Source organism: Streptomyces sp. NPDC048258 (assembly GCF_043201995.1).
In the GTDB taxonomy this organism is placed as follows: Bacteria; Actinomycetota; Actinomycetes; order Streptomycetales; family Streptomycetaceae; genus Streptomyces.
Genome location: NZ_JBICZH010000003.1, coordinates 639,278 through 658,152, shown reverse-complemented (window position 1 = coordinate 658,152; position 18,875 = coordinate 639,278). Strand labels below are relative to the sequence as shown.

Genomic DNA, 18,875 nt, shown 5'->3' with positions numbered 1-18,875 from the left:
CGCCCCGGGCCCCCCCCCCCGGGGGGGGGCCGGGGGGGGGGGCCCCCCCCCCCCCCGGCGGGGGCCCCCCCCCCCGCGCGGGGCGGGGGGGGGGGGGCCCCCCCCCCCGGGGGGGGGGGGCCCCCCCCCACCGCCGCATGCGTGGTCAGGGCTGCCAGAGCATCAGGTTGCTCATCAACTCGGCCTGCTCGATCGCGTCGTCCAGCGCGTGGTGGGTGTGCCGGCGGCGGGAGAGCAGCTGCTTCGGCATCCGCCCCTTGACGGCGGCCCGCAGTGGTACGCGCGCCTTCGTCGCGTAGAGGGTCTTCATGTCCAGGCACCCGGAATGGCCGAAGGGGCTGTCGCCGCCGAACCGCATCAAGTACCAGTACAGGAAGGTCCAGTCGAAGGAGGCCGGATAGCCGCACATCACGGGCTGCGCGCCGGCGGAGACCTCGCGCACCCACGTACGGAACTCCGCCATGGCCGTGTCCGGATCGGCGCCCTCGCGGGCCAGCCGGTCCCGGTCCAGCCCGCTCACGGCGAGGGCCTCGGGTACGAACGCGTCGCTGATCGGCCGCAACTCGCGGTAGAAGGTGAGCTCTTCGGGATTCGCGGCGGTATACGAACCGCCGTCCTGCCGCCCGGCGACCGCGGCCCCGAAACTGATCATCGAGTACGGCCCGGGAATGGGCCCGTCGGCCTCGATGTCGACGGAGATGTAGAGACTGGGTCGTGCGGTACGGGCTGCCATGCCCGAGAGCATGGCAGCCCGGACCCATTCGATCATCCGGTTTTTCGCCGTTACGGCGCGGTGGTCAGGTACATCCCGCTCTGATCGGCCCCGGCGGTGTTCTTGCAGCTGACGCCGGAGGTCGCGGGCTGGGCCACGGCGAGGGCCAGGCAGCGCCCCACGGCCAGCTGTCCGAAGTAGTTCGGGTGCATGGACTCCTGGATCAGGCCCTGCGACTCGTTGTTGTCGATCCAGCGCGCCCACTCGCTGGTCGTCGCCGAGGCGGGGACCGTGGAGCTCACCTGCTTGCTGGCCTTGGCGCACACCTCGCGGCCCTGGAGCATGTCCCGCAGGTCCAGGAACTGCACGCCCTTGGCGGCGGCGACGCCCTTGATGCGGCCCGCGATCTGCGGGACGAGCGAGTCACGCGCCCAGTCCGAGTCCCGGTTCCAGAAGGGGCAGCCGCCGGTGTTGAGGCGGCTCCAGTCGCTCTGCGTGTACCGGTTCTCGGCCCCGCGGGGGATCGGCGACGGGTAGGACTGCAGCACGATCCGGTAGGAGGAGTCGGCGTACCCGGCCCCGCGCATCACGGCTCGCACCTCGTCCACGGACTTCCCGACGTTCGCCATGACCTGGTCGATCTTCTGGTCCACGCCGTACTGCTGGTCGTCGTAGCAGTACGAGTTCCAGAGGATGAAGTCGTACGCGCAGTCCTTGATGATGCCGGCGAAGCCGAGGTCGTTCCCGCCGACGGACAGCGCGATGACCTTGACGTCGTGGCTCGCGGCCACGGCGGCGAGCTGATCGGCCTGCGGGGCCTCGCCCTTGAAGGCCACCCCGCCGTTGGAGGCGCGGAACACGTTCTCGGAAGTGGCCCCGGAACAGGCCAGGTTCACGGCGACGGCGGCGATCGCCCCGGCGCTGCGCACCTCGGCGGAGTCGGAGCGGTGGCACCCGCCCGCCGTCGTCCCGTAGACCTTGCCGGGATCGTAGGTGCTGCCGGTGACCCAGCCGCGGTCGGTCCCGTTCCGGTTTCCGCTGTTGGTCAGGCTGTTGCCCTTCCAGCGCCCGGCCTCGCCGGATATGTAACTGTCGCCCATGGACACCACGGCGGTGGGCCCGCTCCCGGTACTGGCCGCCGAGGTCCCGGCCCCACCGGCCACCAGCGCGCTGACGGCGAGCGGCAGGACCATCCCGACCCCAGCCAGTCGTCGCACGCGACGGCGGTTCCGGTCCTTGCTGACGTTGCGGAATCCGATCACTGCGGAACTCCTGCGGTAGGCCATGCCGAAGCCCAGGAACAACTCCGGTGCATGGCTGGAAAAGTGGGGGTACCGCCGGCCGGTGGCATCGGAAAGGTGACACGGCCCCACTTGTTACCGCTAGGTACAGGCAAGTTACGAACAAGTAACAACCGATCGGTCGTTCGGCTCGATGCCCGGAAAACGGCTCCGCCCCCGCTGCCTGGCGGCGGCGGGGGCGGAGCCGGGGATGTCCGACTGCTGTGCGTTTCAGCCGGAAGCGGGTATCAGCCGAGCAGCTGGTCGTACGCGGGGAGGGTGAGGAAGTCCGCGTAGTCCGCGTCCAGGGAGACCTGGAGGAGGAGGTCGTGGGCCTGCTGCCACTTTCCGGCAGCGAACGCCTCCTCGCCGACCTCGGCGCGGATGGCGGCCAGTTCGTCCGCCGCGATCTCGCGGGTCAGTTCGGCCGTCGCCGTCAGTCCGTTCTCGAAGACGACGCCGGCGTTGATCCACTGCCAGATCTGCGAGCGCGAGATCTCGGCGGTGGCCGCGTCCTCCATCAGGCCGAAGATGCCGACGGCGCCCAGGCCGCGCAGCCAGGCCTCGATGTAGCGGATGCCGACCTGGACCGCGTTGCGCAGGCCCTCGTACGTGGGCTTCGCGTCCAGCGAGTCGATCGCGATGAGCTCGCCCGGGGCCACCGAGACGTCCTCGCGCAGGCGGTCCTTCTGGTTCGGCTTGTCGCCGAGCACCGCGTCGAAGGAGGCCATCGCGATCGGGACCAGGTCGGGGTGGGCGACCCAGGAGCCGTCGAAACCGTCGCCGGCCTCGCGGTCCTTGTCGGCCTTGACCTTCTCGAACGCGACCTTGTTGACCTCGGCGTCCTTGCGGGACGGGATGAAGGCCGCCATGCCGCCGATCGCGTGCGCGCCGCGCTTGTGGCAGGTGCGGACGAGGAGTTCGGTGTACGCCCGCATGAAGGGCGCCGTCATCGTCACCGCGTTGCGGTCCGGCAGGACGAACTTCTCGCCGCCGTCACGGAAGTTCTTCACGATGGAGAAGAGGTAGTCCCAGCGGCCCGCGTTCAGGCCGGCCGCGTGGTCGCGCAGCTCGTAGAGGATCTCCTCCATCTCGTACGCGGCGGTGATCGTCTCGATGAGGACCGTCGCGCGGACGGTGCCCTGCGGGATGCCGACGTAGTCCTGGGCGAAGACGAAGATGTCGTTCCAGAGGCGCGCCTCCAGGTGCGACTCCGTCTTCGGCAGGTAGAAGTACGGGCCCTTGCCGAGGTCGATCAGGCGCTTCGCGTTGTGGAAGAAGTACAGGCCGAAGTCCACGAGCGAGCCGGAGGCCGGGCCGCCCTCGAACTGCAGGTGGCGCTCCTCCAGGTGCCAGCCGCGCGGCCGCATCACGACGGTGGCGAGCTGGTCGGCGGCCTTGAGGGCGTACGACTTGCCCGTGCGCGTGTCGGTGAAGTCGATGCGGCGCTCGTAGGCGTCGATGAGGTTGAGCTGGCCAAGGACGACGTTCTCCCAGGTGGGAGCGGAGGCGTCCTCGAAGTCGGCGAGCCAGACCTTGGCGCCCGAGTTCAGGGCGTTGATGGTCATCTTGCGGTCCGTCGGACCGGTGATCTCCACACGGCGGTCGTTCAGCGCGGCCGGTGCCGGAGCCACCTTCCAGTCTCCCTCGCGGACCTGTGCGGTGTCCGGGAGGAAGTCGAGGGTGGAGGTCCGGGCGATCTCGGCGCGGCGCTCGCCGCGACGGGCGAGGAGCTCCGCCCGGCGGGGGGCGAACCGCCGGTGCAGCTCGGCCACGAAGGCGAGGGCCGCTTCGGTGAGGACTTCGTCCTGCCGGGGCAGGGGCTCGGCTGCGACGATGGCCAGCGGGGACGGCGCTGGTGCGGACATAACTGTCACTCCTTCAGCGGCGGTGCCTTGCGGCCGCGGGGGAATGCTCGCGCGAGACGGCACGCAGTGCCGTCGGGTGTGGAGAGTTCCGGTATACGGTCGCGGGCGCCGTCTGGGATTCAGGGCGCTTCTGACCAGTGGATAGTAATTTCCTCATGGTGGAAGTTCAATGGTTTGTTGATGTCGAGATTCTCCGAGTCGACAGATTCCGGTTCTCGGTGGCCCTCAGTGCCACTGCCGTTACGCCGTGCTCAGAGCAGCCGGGCCAGGTCGGGCGGGGTGTCGATGTCGTAGGCCTCCGCGATGTCCGCGCACTCCACCAGCATGAGCTCGTCGGCGTGGCGCGTGAGGTGCACCCGCGCGCCCTTGTCGCCCGTCGCCGTCGCCGCGATGTCCGCCCACCGGTCCGCGCCGAACAGCACCGGGTGGCCGCGTTCCCCGTCGTAGGCCGCCGCCACCAGACTCGCCGGGGAGCGGTAGGCCTCCCGCACCCGGGCCACGGCCGCGGCTCCGATGCCCGGCTGGTCCACCAGGGAGACCAGAGCCGCGCGGGCGCCCGTACCGGCCAGGGAGGCGAGGCCGACCCGCAGGGACGAGCCCATGCCCTCCGCCCAGTCGGGGTTGACCACGACCACGCAGCCGGCCAGGTCCGCGCGCTCGCGGACCTCCGACGCCGAGGCGCCGAGCACCACGTGCACCGGGCCGCAGCCCGCTTCGCGCAGCACCCGTACGGCGTTCTCGACCAGCGGGCGGCCGCGGTAGGGGAGCAGGGCCTTGGGCCGGCCGCCGAGCCGGCGTCCGCCGCCGGCCGCCAGGAGGAGGCCCGCGATCACCGGTGAAGCGGTCTGGCCGGTGGTGTGGTCGGTGTGGTCCGCGTGGGATGACATGCCACCGATTCTCGCTCCTGGGTCGGCGCGCCCGGCCGCCTTCCACGGGTCAGGGCGCCGCCCACGGCGGCCAGCGCGGCCCCGATCCGCAACGGCCGGGAGATCCGGCTCTCGGCGGCAGCCAGCAGGGCTCGTTCGTCACGGTCGGTCAGCATCGCGGAAGCTCCTTGCCAATCGGGGGCCAATACGGCGAGTCTGGTCCCCGATTGGCCTGGCCGTCAGAGCCAATCAGGGGAGGTTGGCATGGCAAACGGGCGAGTGGTCCACACAGCGGACAGAACCATCGGCAGCCGCCAGCTCGCGGCCCTGCTCCCCGCCGAGGTGCTGGCCCGCCCCGGCTACCGCGCGCTCGCCGACGCCGTGCGCACGCTGATCCTCGACGGCCGCGTCGCCCTGCACGTACGGCTGCCCGCCGAGCGCGAACTCGCCGAGGCGGTCGGCGCCAGCCGGGCCACCGTCACCGGCGCCTACGACCTGCTGCGCGAGAGCGGCTACGTCCGCAGCCGCCGCGGCTCCGGCACCTGGACCGAACTCCCCGACGGCCATCGGCCGGTCGGCGCGCACACGATCGTCGGCGCGGGCGGCTACAGCGCCGACGGGGACACCGGCATCGATCTCGCCATCGCCGCCATGGGCGCCCCGGACGGCAGCCTCGCCGAGGCCCTCGCCTGGGCCGCGCCCCGGCTGCCGGGGCTCGCCCGCTCGCCCGGCTACCACCCCTTCGGCATGCCCGACCTGCGGACGGCGATCGCCGAGCGGTTCACCCGCCGCGGGCTGCCCACCCGCCCCGAACAGATCCTGGTCACGGCCGGTGCCCAGCAGGCCTTCGCGCTGGTCGTCAGCCTGCTCTGCCGGGCCGGGGACCGGGTCGTCACCGAGAACCCGACGTACGCCAACGCCCTCGACGCCCTGCGCCACGCGCGGCTGCGCACCGGGTCCATCGCCGTCTCCGACGCCGGCTGGGACATGGAGATAGCCGAGTCCACGCTGCGGCAGCTGGTGCCGAGGCTGGCGTACGTGATCCCCGACTTCCACAACCCGACGGGCGCGCTGATGCCGCCGGAGCAGCGGCTGCGGCTGCTCGCGGCCACCCGCGCCACCGGGACCTGGCTGGTGGTGGACGAGACGATCTCCGACATCGCGCTGGACGTGCCCGCGCCCGCGCCCCTGGCCTCGCTCGCCCCGCGCGGCGGTGCCGACCACGTGATCACCATCGGCTCGCTCAGCAAGACGCACTGGGGCGGCCTGCGGGTGGGCTGGATCCGGGCCACCGCGAAGATGATCACTGAGCTGACGGCCGTACGGGTCTCCGCCGACATGACCGGCTCGGTACTCGACCAGCTGGTCGCGCTCCCCCTGATGGAGGGCCTGGACCGGGCCCTGCCCGCGCGCCTCGCACAGCTGCGGCTCCAGCGGGAGGCCCTGGTGCGGGCCCTCCAGCGGTACACCCCGGAATGGTCCTGGCAGCTGCCGCCCGGCGGGCTCTCGCTCTGGGTCGACCTGGGCGAGCCGGTCAGCTCCGCCCTGGGGGAGCGGGCCGCGGCCGCCGGTGTGCACATCGGGCGCGGCGCCCGCTTCGGGGTGGACCCGGGGACCTTCGAACACCGGCTCCGGATCCCGTACACGCTGCCCGCCGACCGCCTGGACGAGGGCGTACGGCTCCTGGCGCAGGCCTTCCACGACGGCGTCCCGCTGACCCCGGCGGTGGAACGGCCGTACTGGGTGGCATAGCCCCGGCGCTACGGCCGTCGGCGGAAGTACGCGTTCGCCGCCGGGCGGAACATCAGGGCCACCGCCGTCAGGACGGCCGCCAGGTGGACCGTCCGGCTCGCGACGAAGACCTGGTCGAGGGTGTCCGCGTGCGACAGGGCGCCGGCGAGCGAACCGCCGTCGAGGAGGTACCGCAGGGGCTCCACGACCAGCGAGGCGGTACCGAGGACGCCGAGGCCGACGGCCAGGGTGATCCGCGCCCAGCGCGCACCCGCGCGCATGCGGAAGGCGACCAGGACGGCCGCGGTGAACACGGTGAGGCGGACCACGAGGCCGCCGCCGATCTCGTCGGCCGGGACCCGGCCGAGCATGAGCGCGGTCTCGAACGCTCCGGCGGCCACCGCCGTGAGCCAGAGCGCGAAGGCGGTACGGACCTCGGCGGGGGGCGTGACCTGGCGGGGTACGGCGGCGGTGTACATCGGGGGCTCGCTCTGCGGTCGGGGTGCTCGACACCCCGATGCTCCCGCCGGGCCGGGCCGCGCACCCGCCTGCGGCCCGGTGTATCCGCCCTGGGGCCGGCCCCCTACGGCGTGCGGATCAGGCGGCGGGTGGCGGCGGCCGCGACCGCGGAGGTGCGGGAGTCGACGCCGAGCTTCGCGTAGACGTGCACCAGGTGGGACTTGACCGTGGCCTGGCTGAGGAAGAGCCGCTTGGAGATCTGCTGGTTCGACAGTCCGTCCGCGACCAGCTGGAGCACCTCCAGCTCCCGCTTCGTCAGTGCCTCCGCCGGGGTCCGCATCCGGTCCATCAGGCGCAGCGCCACCGCCGGGGCCAGCGCCGACTGGCCCGCCGCGGCCGTCCGTACCGCCGCGGCCAGTTCCTCCGGCGGGGCGTCCTTCAGCAGGTAGCCCGAGGCGCCCGCCTCCACCGCCGCGAGGATGTCCGCGTCCGTGTCGTACGTGGTCAGCACCAGCACCCGGGGCGCGCCCTGCCGGGCCGTGATCAGGGCCGTCGCCTCGGAGCCGTGCATTCCGGACCCGAACTGGAGGTCCATCAGGACCACGTCCACCGGCTCGGTGGCCGCCAGTTCCACCGCCCGCTCGGCGGTCGCCGCCTCGGCGACCACAGCGAAGTCCGGTTCGGTGTCCAGGACCGCGCGCAGTCCGGCCCGGACCACGGGGTGGTCGTCCGCGAGCAGCAGCCGGACGGTCATCAGGAGGCCTCCAGGGGCAGCGGCAGGGTGACGGCCACGGCGGTGCCCTGGCCGTAGCCGGACTCCACGGTGAAGAGCCCGCCCAGCGTCTCGGCGCGCGAGCGCATCGCGGGCAGGCCGAAGCCGCCCTCGCCCGACGGGGCGGAGGAGAGGTCGAAGCCCTGCCCGTCGTCCACGATGTCGAGGGTGACCGAGGCGTCCATGAAGGTGAGCGTGATCTCGGCCCGCCCGGCCCGCGCGTGGCGCACCACATTGGCCAGCGCCGACTGCGCGATCCGCAGCAGGGCCACCTCGTACGGAGTGGGCAGCACCCGCGGCCTGCCGCTCAGCGAGAACCGCACGCGCGGCCCCGGCGCCCCCGAGCACAGCCGTTCCAGCGCGGCGGCGAGCGACCCGTGCTCCAGATCCGGCGGCGTGAGGGCCCGTACGAAGCGACGCGCCTCGGCGAGGTTCTCCTGGGCGGCCTCCCGCGCCCGCGCTATGTGCGCCGCGGCCGCCGAGCCCACGGGAAGCGACCGCTCGGCGGCCCGCAGCAGCAGCTGGATCGAGGACAGACCCTGGGCCAGGGTGTCGTGGATCTCCCGGGCGAGCCGCTCCCGTTCGGCCAGGATCCCCGCGCCGCGCTCGGCCGCGGCCAGCTCCGCGCGGGTCGTGATGAGCTCCTCGATCAGCTCGCGGCGGCGCTCGCTCTCGCGGTACAGCGCCTGGTAGCCCAGTACGGTCGCCACCGCCACGGCTCCGCCCAGCAGCGGCCCGAGGAAGGCCCCGGGCGTCACCGCGCTGCTGTGCGCGAGGAAGCCGCCGATGGCCGCGCAGGCGGTCACCGCGACGGCCGCGACCCCCCAGCGCAGCCGCAGCAGGTGCAGCTCCAGGAAGTACAGCGGGAAGGCGATCCACAGCCCGTCGGGGGAGACCGCCAGCAGCGCCGCCCAGGCCGCGCCCAGCACGGCCAGCCACACCGCCCCGGCGCGCGGTGACGCGTGCACGGCGGGGGCCCGTACGCCGCCCGCGTACACGGCCGCCAGGGCCGCGCAGACGGCGACGACCCAGCCTGCCCGGGGCGCGGAGTCGGCGACGGCCCGTCCGGCGGCCAGCGCGAGCAGCCCGAGGAGCAGCGCGTGCAGGCACAGCCGCAGCACTTTCGACACGGGGGTGAGGGGGCGGGAGGCGGGAGGAACGGGAGGATTCAGAGCAGCCATGGCCTGACCAGCGTAAGTGGGCCCGGACCGCCCCCGGTCAACCAAAAGTTTGATGTCCGGATGCGTCCTTCGATACGAGGATCGCTACCGTGGCGCGATGCCTTGTGTCCACGCGGACGACCAAGGTGGGGGACATGTTCGTCGCATGGAGAGATCTACGGTTCGCGAAGGGCCGGTTCGCCCTCATGGGCTCGGTCGTACTGCTGATCACGCTGCTGGTCGGCCTGCTGTCCGGGCTCACCTCCGGCCTGGCCCGGGAGAACATCTCGGCCGTCACCGGGCTGCCCGCCACCCATCTGGCCTTCGCGGCGCCCGCCGGTGACCAGAAGGTGTCCTTCACCAACTCCCAGGTGCGGGAGAAGGCCTGGCAGGCCTGGCGGGGGCAGCCCGGGGTGACGTCGGCGGAGCCGCTCGGCATCCGCACCACCAACGCCGCCTCGGGTTCGCGCACCGCGGCGGTGTCGGTCTTCGGCGTGGAGCCCTCGGGGAAGCTCGGCCCGCGCGGCGGCGGCCTCGCCCAGGGCCGGGTGGTCCTCACCGAGAAGGCCGCGAAGGAGCTGGGCGGCCTCACCGCGGGCGCCGAGCTCACGATCGGCCCGCTCGAACTGTCCGTCGCCGCGGTCTCCGGCACCGACGCCTACAGCCACACCCCGGTCGTCTGGATGGACCTGAACGACTGGCAGCGCATCGGCAACCCCGGTACCTCCATGGACACCCTCGCCACCGTCGTCGCCCTCGACACCACCGGCTCCGCCGGCCTCGCCGCCGGCGACGAGGCCGCCGGCACCGAGGCCCGGACCGTGGACGAGGCCCTGGGCGCCATAGGCTCCTACCAGGCCGAGAACGGCTCGCTCCAGCTGATGCGCGGCTTCCTCTTCGTCATCTCGGCCCTGGTGATAGGCGCCTTCTTCACGGTGTGGACCATCCAGCGCAGCGGGGACGTCGCCGTCCTCAAGGCACTGGGTGCCTCGACCCCGTACCTGCTCAAGGACGCCCTCGGCCAGGCCGTGGTCATGCTGGCGATCGGCACCGGGCTGGGCACGGCGCTCGCCGCCGGTTTCGGCGCGCTGATCAGCGGGGGGAACGTGCCCTTCGTGCTCGACGCCGCCACCGTGCTCGTCCCGGCCGCCGTCATGATCGTGCTCGGCGCGCTGGGCGCGGCCCTGTCCATCCGGCGGATCACCGCCGTCGACCCGCTGACCGCCCTCGGGAGCGCCCGATGACCCTGCTCGTCCACGACGTCACCCTCACCTACCCCGACGGCGAGAGCAGGCTCACCGCCCTCGACTCGGTCGGCCTGGAGGTGCCCGCCGGCAGCCTGACGGCCGTCATCGGCCCCTCCGGCTCCGGCAAGTCCAGCCTGCTCGCGGTGGCCGCCACGCTGGTCACCCCGGACTCCGGCCGGGTCGTGGTCGCGGGCCAGGACACCGCGGCGCTGAGCGCGGCCGAGAAGTCGGCCCTGCGCCGGGAGAAGATCGGCATCGTCTTCCAGCAGCCGAACCTGCTGGCCTCGCTGACCGCCGCCGAGCAGCTCCAGGTCATGGCGCACCTCTCGGGCCGCCCCTCGCGGGCGCTGCGCCGGCGCGCGCTGGAGCTGCTGGACGCGGTGGGTCTGGCGGACAAGGCCGACAAGCGCCCCCACCAGCTCTCCGGGGGCCAGCGCCAGCGGATCAACATCGCCCGCGCCCTGATGAACGAGCCCGCCGTCCTGCTGGTCGACGAGCCGACCAGCGCCCTCGACCACGAGCGCGGCGCGGCCGTGCTCGACCTGCTGGTCACCCTGACCCGCGAGCGCTCGACGGCCACCGTGCTGGTCACCCACGACCACGCCCACCTGGACCGGATGGACCGTACGGCGACGATGGCCGACGGCCGCCTGATGCAGAGCCCGGATCCTGTCCCGGCGTCCTGAACGGCGTCGCGACGAGCGTCCCGAACGGTGTACGAAACGGCTCCGGCGCCCCTCGAAGCGAGGGGCGCCGGAGCCTCGTACGGCTGCCTGCCAGGGCTGGGCTGGTGCTAGGCGGGGCTCTGGTTGGAGAGGGCCACCGACAGCTCGGCGGCGACGCCCTGCAGGATCGGTACGAAGGACTCGGCCACCGCCTCGGTCACCCGGCCCGCCGGGCCCGAGATGGAGATCGCGGCGGCGGTCGGCGAGTTCGGCACCGACACGGCGAGGCAGCGGACTCCTATCTCCTGCTCGTTGTCGTCGACCGCGTAGCCCACCTTGCGGACCTGCTCCAGCGCGTCGAGGAAGCCCTCGGGCGTGGTGATGGTCTTCTCGGTCGCGGCCGGCATCCCGGTGCGGGCCAGCAGGGCCCGGACCTCGTCGGCGGGGGTGTGGGCGAGGAGCGCCTTGCCCACACCGGTGGAGTGCGGGAGCACCCGGCGGCCGACCTCGGTGAACATGCGCATGGAGTGCTTGGACGGCACCTGGGCGACGTAGACGATCTCGTCCCCGTCGAGCAGGGCCATGTTCGCCGTCTCCCCGGTCTCCTCGACCAGGCGGGCGAGGTAGGGGCGGGCCCAGGTGCCCAGGAGCCGCGACGCGGACTCGCCGAGGCGGATCAGCCGAGGGCCGAGGGAGTAACGTCGGTTGGGCTGCTGGCGTACGTAGCCGCATGCCACGAGGGTGCGCATGAGGCGGTGGATGGTCGGCAGCGGCAGACCGCTGGCGGCGGAGAGCTCGCTGAGGCCGACTTCGCCCCCGGCGTCGGCCATGCGTTCGAGCAGATCGAAGGCGCGCTCAAGGGACTGGACGCCACCGCTGGCGGCGGTGGGCTTGGCGGAAGCGTCGGTGGTGCTGGCGCTGGACGTCGGCACGGCGCGGTCCTTTCGGTGCTGGCAGGCAAGGAATCAGCCTACCGGTCGGTCGGCGTCGGCCCTAGAGCAGGGGCGATGCCGTCCCCGCCGGTCAGAGGCGGTTTTGTCCGGGTGGCGGACGTCCTCGGGAAGTTACCCTCCCAACCCCCGGTGGTGGTAGATGCATTCTGTATGGCGAAATCTTAATTCCATCCTGTGGAAACATCCAATTGCGGTCCAGGTGTGTCAGTGGTCCGTCCGGGCGCTCTTGACTGGCCCCGGATCGCCGTGAAGACTCCGTCAACAGAACGTTGAATTTCGCTCTGTGGAAGTAGATGGGGAGGTTCCGGTGGCCGACGTGGCTGTGGAACTGGTACTGCGCTCGACGCGCGTCATCACCCCCGAGGGGACGCGCGCCGCTTCGGTGGCCGTCGCCGCCGGGAAGATCACGGCCGTGCTGGCGTACGAGGCCGAGGTACCGGCCGGAGCCCGGCTGGAGGACTTCGGCGACGACGTCCTGCTCCCCGGCCTGGTCGACACCCACGTCCACGTGAACGACCCGGGCCGCACCGAGTGGGAAGGCTTCTGGACGGCCACCCGGGCCGCCGCGGCCGGCGGCATCACCACGATCCTCGACATGCCGCTGAACTCCCTGCCGCCGACCACCACGGCCGCCAACCTGCGCGTCAAGCAGGAGGTCGCCCGCGCCAAGGCGCACGTGGACATCGGCTTCTGGGGCGGCGCCCTGCCGGACAACGTCAAGGACCTGCGCCCGCTGCACGACGCCGGCGTCTACGGCTTCAAGTGCTTCCTGTCGCCCTCCGGCGTCGACGAGTTCCCCGAGCTCGACCAGGAGCAGCTCGCCGCCTCCCTCGCCGAGATCACCGGCTTCGGCGGCCTGATGATCGTGCACGCCGAGGACCCGCACCACCTGGACGCGGCCCCGGTCGTCCCCGGCCCCAAGTACGCCGACTTCCTCGCCTCCCGCCCGCGCGACGCCGAGAACACCGCGATCGGGAATCTGATCGCCCAGGCGAAGCGGCTGAACGCGCGGGTCCACGTACTGCACCTCTCGTCGAGCGACGCGCTGCCGCTGATCGCCGCCGCCAAGGCCGAGGGCGTCAAGATCACCGTCGAGTCCTGCCCGCACTACCTCACCCTCACGGCCGAGGAAGTCCCGGACGGGGCCAGCGAGTTCAAGTGCTGCCCGCCCATCCGCGAGGCCGCCAACCAGGACCTCCTGTGGGACGCGCTCGCCGACGGCACCATCGACTGCATCGTCTCCGACCACTCGCCCTCCACCGCGGACCTGAAGACCAGCGACTTCGCCACCGCGTGGGGCGGCATCTCCTCGCTGCAGCTGGGACTCCCGGCGATCTGGACCGAGGCGCGCAGGCGCGGACGCACCCTGGAGGACGTCGTCCGCTGGATGTCCGCCGCCCCGGCCGCGCTCGCCGGCCTGACGCAGAAGGGCGCGATCGAGGTGGGCCGCGACGCCGACTTCGCCGTCCTGGCACCCGAAGAGACCTTCACCGTGGACCCCGCGGAACTGCACCACCGCAACCGGGTCACGGCGTACGCGGGCAAGACCCTGCACGGCGTCGTGAAGTCCACCTGGCTGCGCGGCACGCAGATCGCCGACCACGGCACCCCGACCGAGCCTACGGGCCTCCTCCTCGAAAGGCAGAACTGACAGTGGCGATTCCTTCCTTCACCGGCAACGCGAACCCGTACGGAGGCGGCGACCCGTACGCGGACTACCGCACCGCGGACTTCCCCTTCACCCAGTACGCGAACCTCGCCGCCCGTGAGCTGGGCGCCGGTGTCACCTTCGCCAACGACGAGTTCTTCGCCCAGCGCGAGAACCTCCTCATCGCCGAGGCCGCGCACTTCGACCCCGAGCACTTCGGTCACAAGGGCAAGATCATGGACGGCTGGGAGACCCGCCGCCGGCGTGGCGTCTCCGCCACGCAGCCCTGGCCGACCCCCGAGGACCACGACTACGCCCTGGTCCGCCTCGGCGCCCCCGGCGTGATCCGCGGCATCGTCGTCGACACCGCCCACTTCCGCGGCAACATGCCGCAGGCCGTCTCCGTCGAGGGCACCAACTGGGAAGGCGCCCTCGCGCCGACCCCCGAGGAGCTCCTCGGCGACGACGTCAAGTGGACCACCCTGGTCCCGCGCACCCCGGTCGGCGGCCACGCGGCCAACGGCTTCGAGGTCACCGCCGAGCAGCGCTTCACGCACCTGCGCGTCAACCAGCACCCCGACGGCGGCATCGCCCGCCTGCGCGTGTACGGCGAGGTCGTACAGGACCCGAAGTGGCTCGCCACGCTGGGCACCTTCGACGTCGTCGCGCTGGAGAACGGCGGCTCGGTGCAGGACGCGTCCAACCGCTTCTACTCCCCGCCGACCAACACCATCAACCCGGGCCGCTCCCGCAAGATGGACGACGGCTGGGAGACCGCCCGCCGCCGCGACAACGGCAACGACTGGATCCGCTACCAGCTCGTCGCCGAGTCCGAGATCCGCGCCGTCGAGATCGACACCGCGTACCTCAAGGGCAACTCGGCCGGCTGGGCCTCCCTGTCGGTCAAGACGGGCGAGGAGGGCGAGTGGACGGAGTTCCTGCCGCGCACCCGCCTGCAGCCCGACACCAACCACCGCTTCGTGCTGGACGCCCCGGCGGTCGGCACGCACGTCCGGATCGACATCTTCCCGGACGGCGGCTTCTCCCGCCTGCGCCTGTACGGCTCGCTGACGGAGGCCGGCACGGCCGCGCACGCCGCCCGCCACCAGGAACTGGGCGGCTGATTGAGCCCCGCCTGGGGACCCCCGCACGGAGTGCGGGGGAGCTTGAGGCGTGGGGGTCCCCCCGGACGGAGTCTGGGGGAGGGTCCGGGGCTGAGCCCCAGGAGTGAACCCGCACCCGGGGGCCGACACCCCCGGGCGCACGCCCGAAGGGGCGCACCGTCAACGGTGCGCCCCTTCGGCGTATCACGAGGTTCGCGGTGATGCCGCGCCCGCCGCGTCTGAATGGTTGCGAGTTCAATGAAATGGGAGTCCGTGAGATGGCGCCGGCGGGAATCGGACAGGGAGTTTTCGCGCGCCGCACCGATGAGTCCGCGGCGGCCGGGGAGTCTGAACCTGCGTACGGACGACCGAGCTAGGAGCGCAGAGCCATGGGCAAGCTGACCCTCACCACCTTCCTGACCCTCGACGGCGTGATGCAGGCCCCCGGCGGGCCGGAGGAGGACACCAGCGGCGGGTTCGAGTACGGCGGCTGGGTGGTGCCGTACGCCGACGAGGGCATGGGGGAGTTCGTCACCGAGGTCTTCGGCCGGACCGGGGCGTTCCTGCTCGGGCGGCGCACGTACGAGATCTTCGCGTCGTACTGGCCGCAGCACGACGACCCCGCCGACCCGGTCGCGGGCAACCTGAACAGGCTGCCGAAGTACGTGGCCTCGACCACGCTCAAGGAGCCCGCCTGGGGCCCGGCCACCGTGCTCGACGGGGAGCACCTGCAGAGCGAGATCGTCCGGGTCAAGGACGCGCTCGACGGTGAGCTGCAGGTGCACGGCAGCGGGCAGCTCGCGCAGTGGCTGCTGGCCCGGGACCTCGTGGACGAGCTGAACCTGCTCGTCTTCCCGGTGTTCCTGGGCGGCGGGCGCCGGCTGTTCCCGACCGGCGGGCTGCCGACGGCCTGCGAGCTGACGAGCTCCCGTACGACGTCGAGCGGGATCTCCATCCACACCTACCGGCCGACGGGCCGCGCCACCTTCGGCTCGTTCCTGGACGAGTGAACCGGGCCCGCCACCGGCCCGTAAAGGGGTCGACCGGTCATGATCGGTCCCGGTACGGTGAGCCCGCACCCGTGCGAGCCGCCGAAGTCTCCACCCGCTCGCCGCCGTTGGAGACGCCCCCGTGACCGTGATCTCGCCCGCACTCGCCGCCCCCCGCCGGGCCTGGCTCGCCGACCTGCCCGTGCTGGCCGTCGCCGTCGTCTGGGGCGGCAGCTACCTCGCCGCCAAGGGCATCACCACCACGCAGACCGTGATCGGCGTACTCGTGCTCCGCTTCGGGTTCGTCCTGCCCGTGCTGGCCGTGGCCGGCCGGCGGCGGCTGCGCGCGCTGACCCCCGCCCAGCTGCGCGGCGCCGGGGTGCTGGGCCTCGTACTCGGCGGGATCTTCCTGCTGGAGACCTACGGGGTCGTCCACACCTCGGCCACCAACGCCGGTCTGATCATCAGCCTGACCATGATCTTCACTCCGCTCGCCGAGGCCGCCGTGAGGAGGCGGGCGCCCTCCGCCGGCTTCCTCGCCGCAGCCGGAGTCTCCATCGCCGGAGTGGTCCTGCTGACCCAGGGCGGGGGATTCACCGCGCCCGGCCTCGGCGACCTGCTCATGCTCTGCGCCGCCCTCGCCCGGACCCTGCACGTCCTGCTGATGGCCCGCGTCAAGGCCGTCCAGGACGCCGACTCGCTCTCCCTGACCACCGTCCAGCTCGGCGGCGCCGTCCTCGTCTTCGCCCTGCTCGCGGGCGTGCCCGGGACCGGGGACAGCCCGTGGGCCGTGGCCGCGGGCTTCGGGGCCGCCGAGTGGGCGGGGCTGGTCTTCCTCTCCGTCTTCTGCACCCTGTTCGCCTTCTTCGTGCAGATGTGGGCCGTCCGCCGTACCTCGCCCTCCCGCGTCAGCCTGCTGCTCGGCACCGAGCCGCTGTGGGCGGCCGCCGCCGGCATCGCCATCGGCGGCGAGCACCTCGGCCCCCTCGGCCTCGCGGGCGCGGCCCTCGTGCTCGCCGGCACCGCGTGGGGCCGCCGCGCCGCCGACGGCTGAACGATTGTCCGAAACCGCTCCCATCCGAGGTGAACAGCGGCCCTACGCTGGCCTGCATGCCAGTTCTGGACATCAGCAACCTCGCCGACGACTTCAACGAGAACCCCTACCCGCACTACGCGCGGTTGAGGGAGAGCGGTCCCGTCCACCGCATCAAGACGGCGGACGGGGAGGAGGTCTGGCTGATCGTCGGCCACGACGAGGCCCGCCAGGCACTCGCCCACCCCGACGTGTCGAAGAACTGGCAGACCGCCGGCCTCTACGCCGACCGCACCACCACCACCCTCAGCACCAACATGCTCCGCTCCGACCCGCCCCACCACACCCGGCTGCGCCGCCTGGTGGCCCGTGAGTTCACCTCGCGCCGGGTCGAGGCCCTGCGCCCCCGCGTCCAGCAGGTCACCGGCGAGCTGCTCGACGCGATGGCGGCCCGTCCCGGCCGCCGCGCCGATCTGATCGCGTCCTTCGCCGTACCGCTGCCCATGACCGTCATCTGCGAACTCCTCGGCGTGCCCGACCTCGAACGCGGCTCCTTCCGGAAGTGGTCCACCGAGATCGTCGCGCCGACCGGCACCAAGTCCGAGACCGCCGCGCTGCGCGCCATGTCCGGCTATCTCGCCGAGCTCACCGACGCCAAACGGGAGCGCCCCGGCGAGGACCTGCTCAGCGCGCTGATCCGGACCCGGGACGAGGAGGGCGACCAGCTGTCCCCGGAGGAGCTCATCGGCATGGCGTTCCTGCTGCTGGTCGCCGGGCACGAGACCACCGTGAACCTGATCGGCAACGGCGTACGGGCCCTGCTCGCGCACCCCGACCAGCTGGCGGCCCTGCGCGCCGACCCGGACGGGCTGATCGACGGCGCGGTGGAGGAGATGCTCCGCTACGACGGACCGCTGGAGAGCGCCACCTACCGCTTCGCCCGCGCCGACCTGGAGATCGGCGGCACCCTCATCGAGGCCGGCTCGCCCGTGCTGGTCTCCCTGGCCGGCGCCGACCGCGACCCGGCCCGGTTCACCGGGCCCGACGTCTTCGATATCCGCCGCACCGGCCAGAACCACATGGCTTTCGGCCACGGCATCCACTTCTGCCTCGGCGCCCCGCTGGCCCGCATGGAGGGGCGCATCGCGATCCGTGCCCTGCTGGAACGTTTCCCCGACCTGGCCGAGGACCCGGACGCCGGCCCGCGCGAGTGGATCCCGGGCACCCTGATCCGGGGAGTGAAGCGGCTGCCGGTGCGCTGGTAGCCGTACATGACAAGCCGCAGGAGCCGCGGAGGCCGCAGAACCCGTGGAAGCCGCAGCCGCTCACAGATCCGGCAGCTCCTCCAGCCGGACCCGGCGCCGTTCCCGGCGCGAGAGCTCGCACGCCTCCGCGACCCGGAACGCGGCGAGCGCCTCCCGGCCGTCGCAGAGGTTGGGGCCCTCGCCGCGCACCAGGCGTACGAAGGCCGCCAGCTCCGCCTCGTACGCCGGGGCGAAGCGCTCCAGGAAGCCCGTCCACGGCTTGCTCGCCGGGGGCGGGCCGTGCGGCTCGGTGGAGGCGATCGGCGTACGGTCGTCCAGCCCGGCGGACACCTGGTCCAGCTCCCCGGCCAGCTCCATCCGCACGTCGTAGCCGGCGCCGTTGATCCGGCTGCCGGTCGAGGTGACGAGCGTGCCGTCGTCCAGGGTCAGCACGGCCGCCGCCGTGTCGATGTCACCCGTCTCCCGGAACCGCGCCGGCCCCGCGTCCGACCCGGCCGCGTACACCTCCGTCACCTCGTGCCCGGTCACCCAGCGGACCATGTCGAAGTCGTGCACCAGGCAGTCGCGGTACAGGCCACCCGAGGTCGCCAGGTACGCGGCCGCGGGCGGAGCGGGATCGGCCGTCATCGTCCGTACGGTGTGCAGCCGCCCCAGGGCGCCCGAGCGGACCAGCTCCCGGGCCGTGCGGTAGCCCGCGTCGAAGCGGCGCATGAAGCCCAGCTGGAGTACGCCGCCACCCGCTTTCACCTCGCGCAGAGCGGCGAGGGTGCGGGCCAGGTCCGGGGCCACCGGCTTCTCGCAGAACACCGGCAGGCCGCCGCGTACCGCCCGTACGACCAGCTCGGCGTGGCCCTCGGTCGAGCAGGCCACGACCACCGCGTCCACGCCCCAGGTGAAGACCTGCTCCACGGAGGGCGCGGCGGTGGCCCCCAGCCGGTCGGCCAGGCGCGCCGCCCGCGCGGGGTCGGCGTCGGCGAGCAGGAGCGAGCCCGCGTCCGCCTGGCGGGCCAGCGCCGCCGCGTGGAACGAGCCGATCCGGCCCGTTCCGATGAGCCCGATGCGCATGCACTCAACCTGACCCCGTACGGGGGACCTGTCAATCTGCCCGCGCATGCCCCGATGGC

The 18,875-nt window shown here is 72.7% G+C and carries 17 protein-coding genes; 8 read left to right on the top strand and 9 right to left on the bottom strand.

Translation table 11 applies throughout. The annotated features are described in order from the left end of the window. Positions 1-145: 145 nt before the first annotated feature. The 4 genes from ACGFYQ_RS10505 to ACGFYQ_RS10490 all read right to left on the bottom strand — a co-directional run bounded on the left by ACGFYQ_RS10505 (position 146) and on the right by ACGFYQ_RS10490 (position 4,747). A complete protein-coding gene (locus tag ACGFYQ_RS10505) occupies positions 146-733 on the bottom strand; it encodes a 3'-5' exoribonuclease domain-containing protein (protein ID WP_393742051.1) in 588 nt (195 codons plus the stop codon). 50 nt (positions 734-783) lie between these two features. After that, positions 784-1,974, bottom strand: coding sequence for a GDSL-type esterase/lipase family protein (locus ACGFYQ_RS10500; protein WP_393742049.1), 1,191 nt, complete (start codon positions 1,972-1,974; stop codon positions 784-786). A gap of 266 nt (positions 1,975-2,240) precedes the next feature. After that, positions 2,241-3,860, bottom strand: coding sequence for a malate synthase A (gene aceB / locus ACGFYQ_RS10495; RefSeq protein WP_393742047.1), 1,620 nt, complete (start codon positions 3,858-3,860; stop codon positions 2,241-2,243). A gap of 251 nt (positions 3,861-4,111) precedes the next feature. Then, positions 4,112-4,747 (bottom strand): NTP transferase domain-containing protein, encoded by a 636-nt coding sequence (locus ACGFYQ_RS10490; protein ID WP_393742045.1) that lies wholly within the window; start codon positions 4,745-4,747, stop codon positions 4,112-4,114. 243 nt (positions 4,748-4,990) lie between these two features. On the opposite strand from ACGFYQ_RS10490, the gene ACGFYQ_RS10485 reads away from it, so the two are divergent. Beyond that, the gene (locus ACGFYQ_RS10485) at positions 4,991-6,478 is read left to right on the top strand and encodes a PLP-dependent aminotransferase family protein (protein WP_393742043.1); all 1,488 of its coding nucleotides are present in this window, start codon (positions 4,991-4,993) and stop codon (positions 6,476-6,478) included. A gap of 8 nt (positions 6,479-6,486) precedes the next feature. Here ACGFYQ_RS10485 and ACGFYQ_RS10480 read toward each other — a convergent pair whose 3' ends face one another. The 3 genes from ACGFYQ_RS10480 to ACGFYQ_RS10470 form a co-directional block, all read right to left on the bottom strand. Next, positions 6,487-6,936 (bottom strand): hypothetical protein, encoded by a 450-nt coding sequence (locus ACGFYQ_RS10480; RefSeq protein ID WP_393742041.1) that lies wholly within the window; start codon positions 6,934-6,936, stop codon positions 6,487-6,489. Between the two features lie 104 nt (positions 6,937-7,040). After that, the gene (locus ACGFYQ_RS10475; protein ID WP_393742039.1) at positions 7,041-7,670 is read right to left on the bottom strand and encodes a response regulator; all 630 of its coding nucleotides are present in this window, start codon (positions 7,668-7,670) and stop codon (positions 7,041-7,043) included. After that, positions 7,670-8,869 (bottom strand): sensor histidine kinase, encoded by a 1,200-nt coding sequence (locus ACGFYQ_RS10470; RefSeq protein ID WP_393742037.1) that lies wholly within the window; start codon positions 8,867-8,869, stop codon positions 7,670-7,672. Before ACGFYQ_RS10470 ends, ACGFYQ_RS10475 begins: the two co-directional genes overlap by 1 nt. Before the next feature lie 134 nt (positions 8,870-9,003). Here ACGFYQ_RS10470 and ACGFYQ_RS10465 point away from each other — a divergent pair, with 134 nt between their 5' ends. Together ACGFYQ_RS10465 and ACGFYQ_RS10460 are read left to right on the top strand one after the other, a co-directional pair. Beyond that, positions 9,004-10,092 (top strand): ABC transporter permease, encoded by a 1,089-nt coding sequence (locus tag ACGFYQ_RS10465; RefSeq protein ID WP_393742035.1) that lies wholly within the window; start codon positions 9,004-9,006, stop codon positions 10,090-10,092. Further along, the gene (locus tag ACGFYQ_RS10460) at positions 10,089-10,781 is read left to right on the top strand and encodes an ABC transporter ATP-binding protein (protein ID WP_393742033.1); all 693 of its coding nucleotides are present in this window, start codon (positions 10,089-10,091) and stop codon (positions 10,779-10,781) included. The genes ACGFYQ_RS10465 and ACGFYQ_RS10460 overlap by 4 nt, the downstream gene beginning before the upstream one ends. 107 nt (positions 10,782-10,888) lie before the next feature. Here ACGFYQ_RS10460 and ACGFYQ_RS10455 read toward each other — a convergent pair whose 3' ends face one another. Then, a complete protein-coding gene (locus tag ACGFYQ_RS10455; protein ID WP_393742031.1) occupies positions 10,889-11,692 on the bottom strand; it encodes an IclR family transcriptional regulator in 804 nt (267 codons plus the stop codon). Between the two features lie 337 nt (positions 11,693-12,029). On the opposite strand from ACGFYQ_RS10455, the gene allB reads away from it, so the two are divergent. The 5 genes from allB to ACGFYQ_RS10430 all read left to right on the top strand — a co-directional run bounded on the left by allB (position 12,030) and on the right by ACGFYQ_RS10430 (position 17,751). Continuing rightward, positions 12,030-13,364 carry an allantoinase AllB gene (gene allB / locus ACGFYQ_RS10450; protein ID WP_393742149.1) on the top strand — a complete coding sequence of 445 codons (1,335 nt, stop codon included), beginning with the start codon at positions 12,030-12,032 and terminating at the stop codon, positions 13,362-13,364. 2 nt (positions 13,365-13,366) lie between these two features. Then, a complete protein-coding gene (alc, locus tag ACGFYQ_RS10445; RefSeq protein WP_393742029.1) occupies positions 13,367-14,485 on the top strand; it encodes an allantoicase in 1,119 nt (372 codons plus the stop codon). Positions 14,486-14,853: 368 nt separating this feature from the next. After that, a complete protein-coding gene (locus tag ACGFYQ_RS10440; protein ID WP_393742027.1) occupies positions 14,854-15,474 on the top strand; it encodes a dihydrofolate reductase family protein in 621 nt (206 codons plus the stop codon). A gap of 121 nt (positions 15,475-15,595) precedes the next feature. Then, positions 15,596-16,507: a DMT family transporter gene (locus tag ACGFYQ_RS10435; RefSeq protein ID WP_393742025.1), complete on the top strand. Its 912-nt coding sequence runs from the start codon at positions 15,596-15,598 to the stop codon at positions 16,505-16,507. 56 nt (positions 16,508-16,563) lie between these two features. Next, the gene (locus ACGFYQ_RS10430) at positions 16,564-17,751 is read left to right on the top strand and encodes a cytochrome P450 (RefSeq protein WP_393742023.1); all 1,188 of its coding nucleotides are present in this window, start codon (positions 16,564-16,566) and stop codon (positions 17,749-17,751) included. A 60-nt stretch (positions 17,752-17,811) separates the two neighbouring features. Here ACGFYQ_RS10430 and ACGFYQ_RS10425 read toward each other — a convergent pair whose 3' ends face one another. Further along, entirely contained in the window at positions 17,812-18,816 is a 1,005-nt protein-coding gene (locus ACGFYQ_RS10425) for a Gfo/Idh/MocA family oxidoreductase (RefSeq protein ID WP_393742021.1), read from the bottom strand. Between the last annotated feature and the right edge of the window lie 59 nt (positions 18,817-18,875).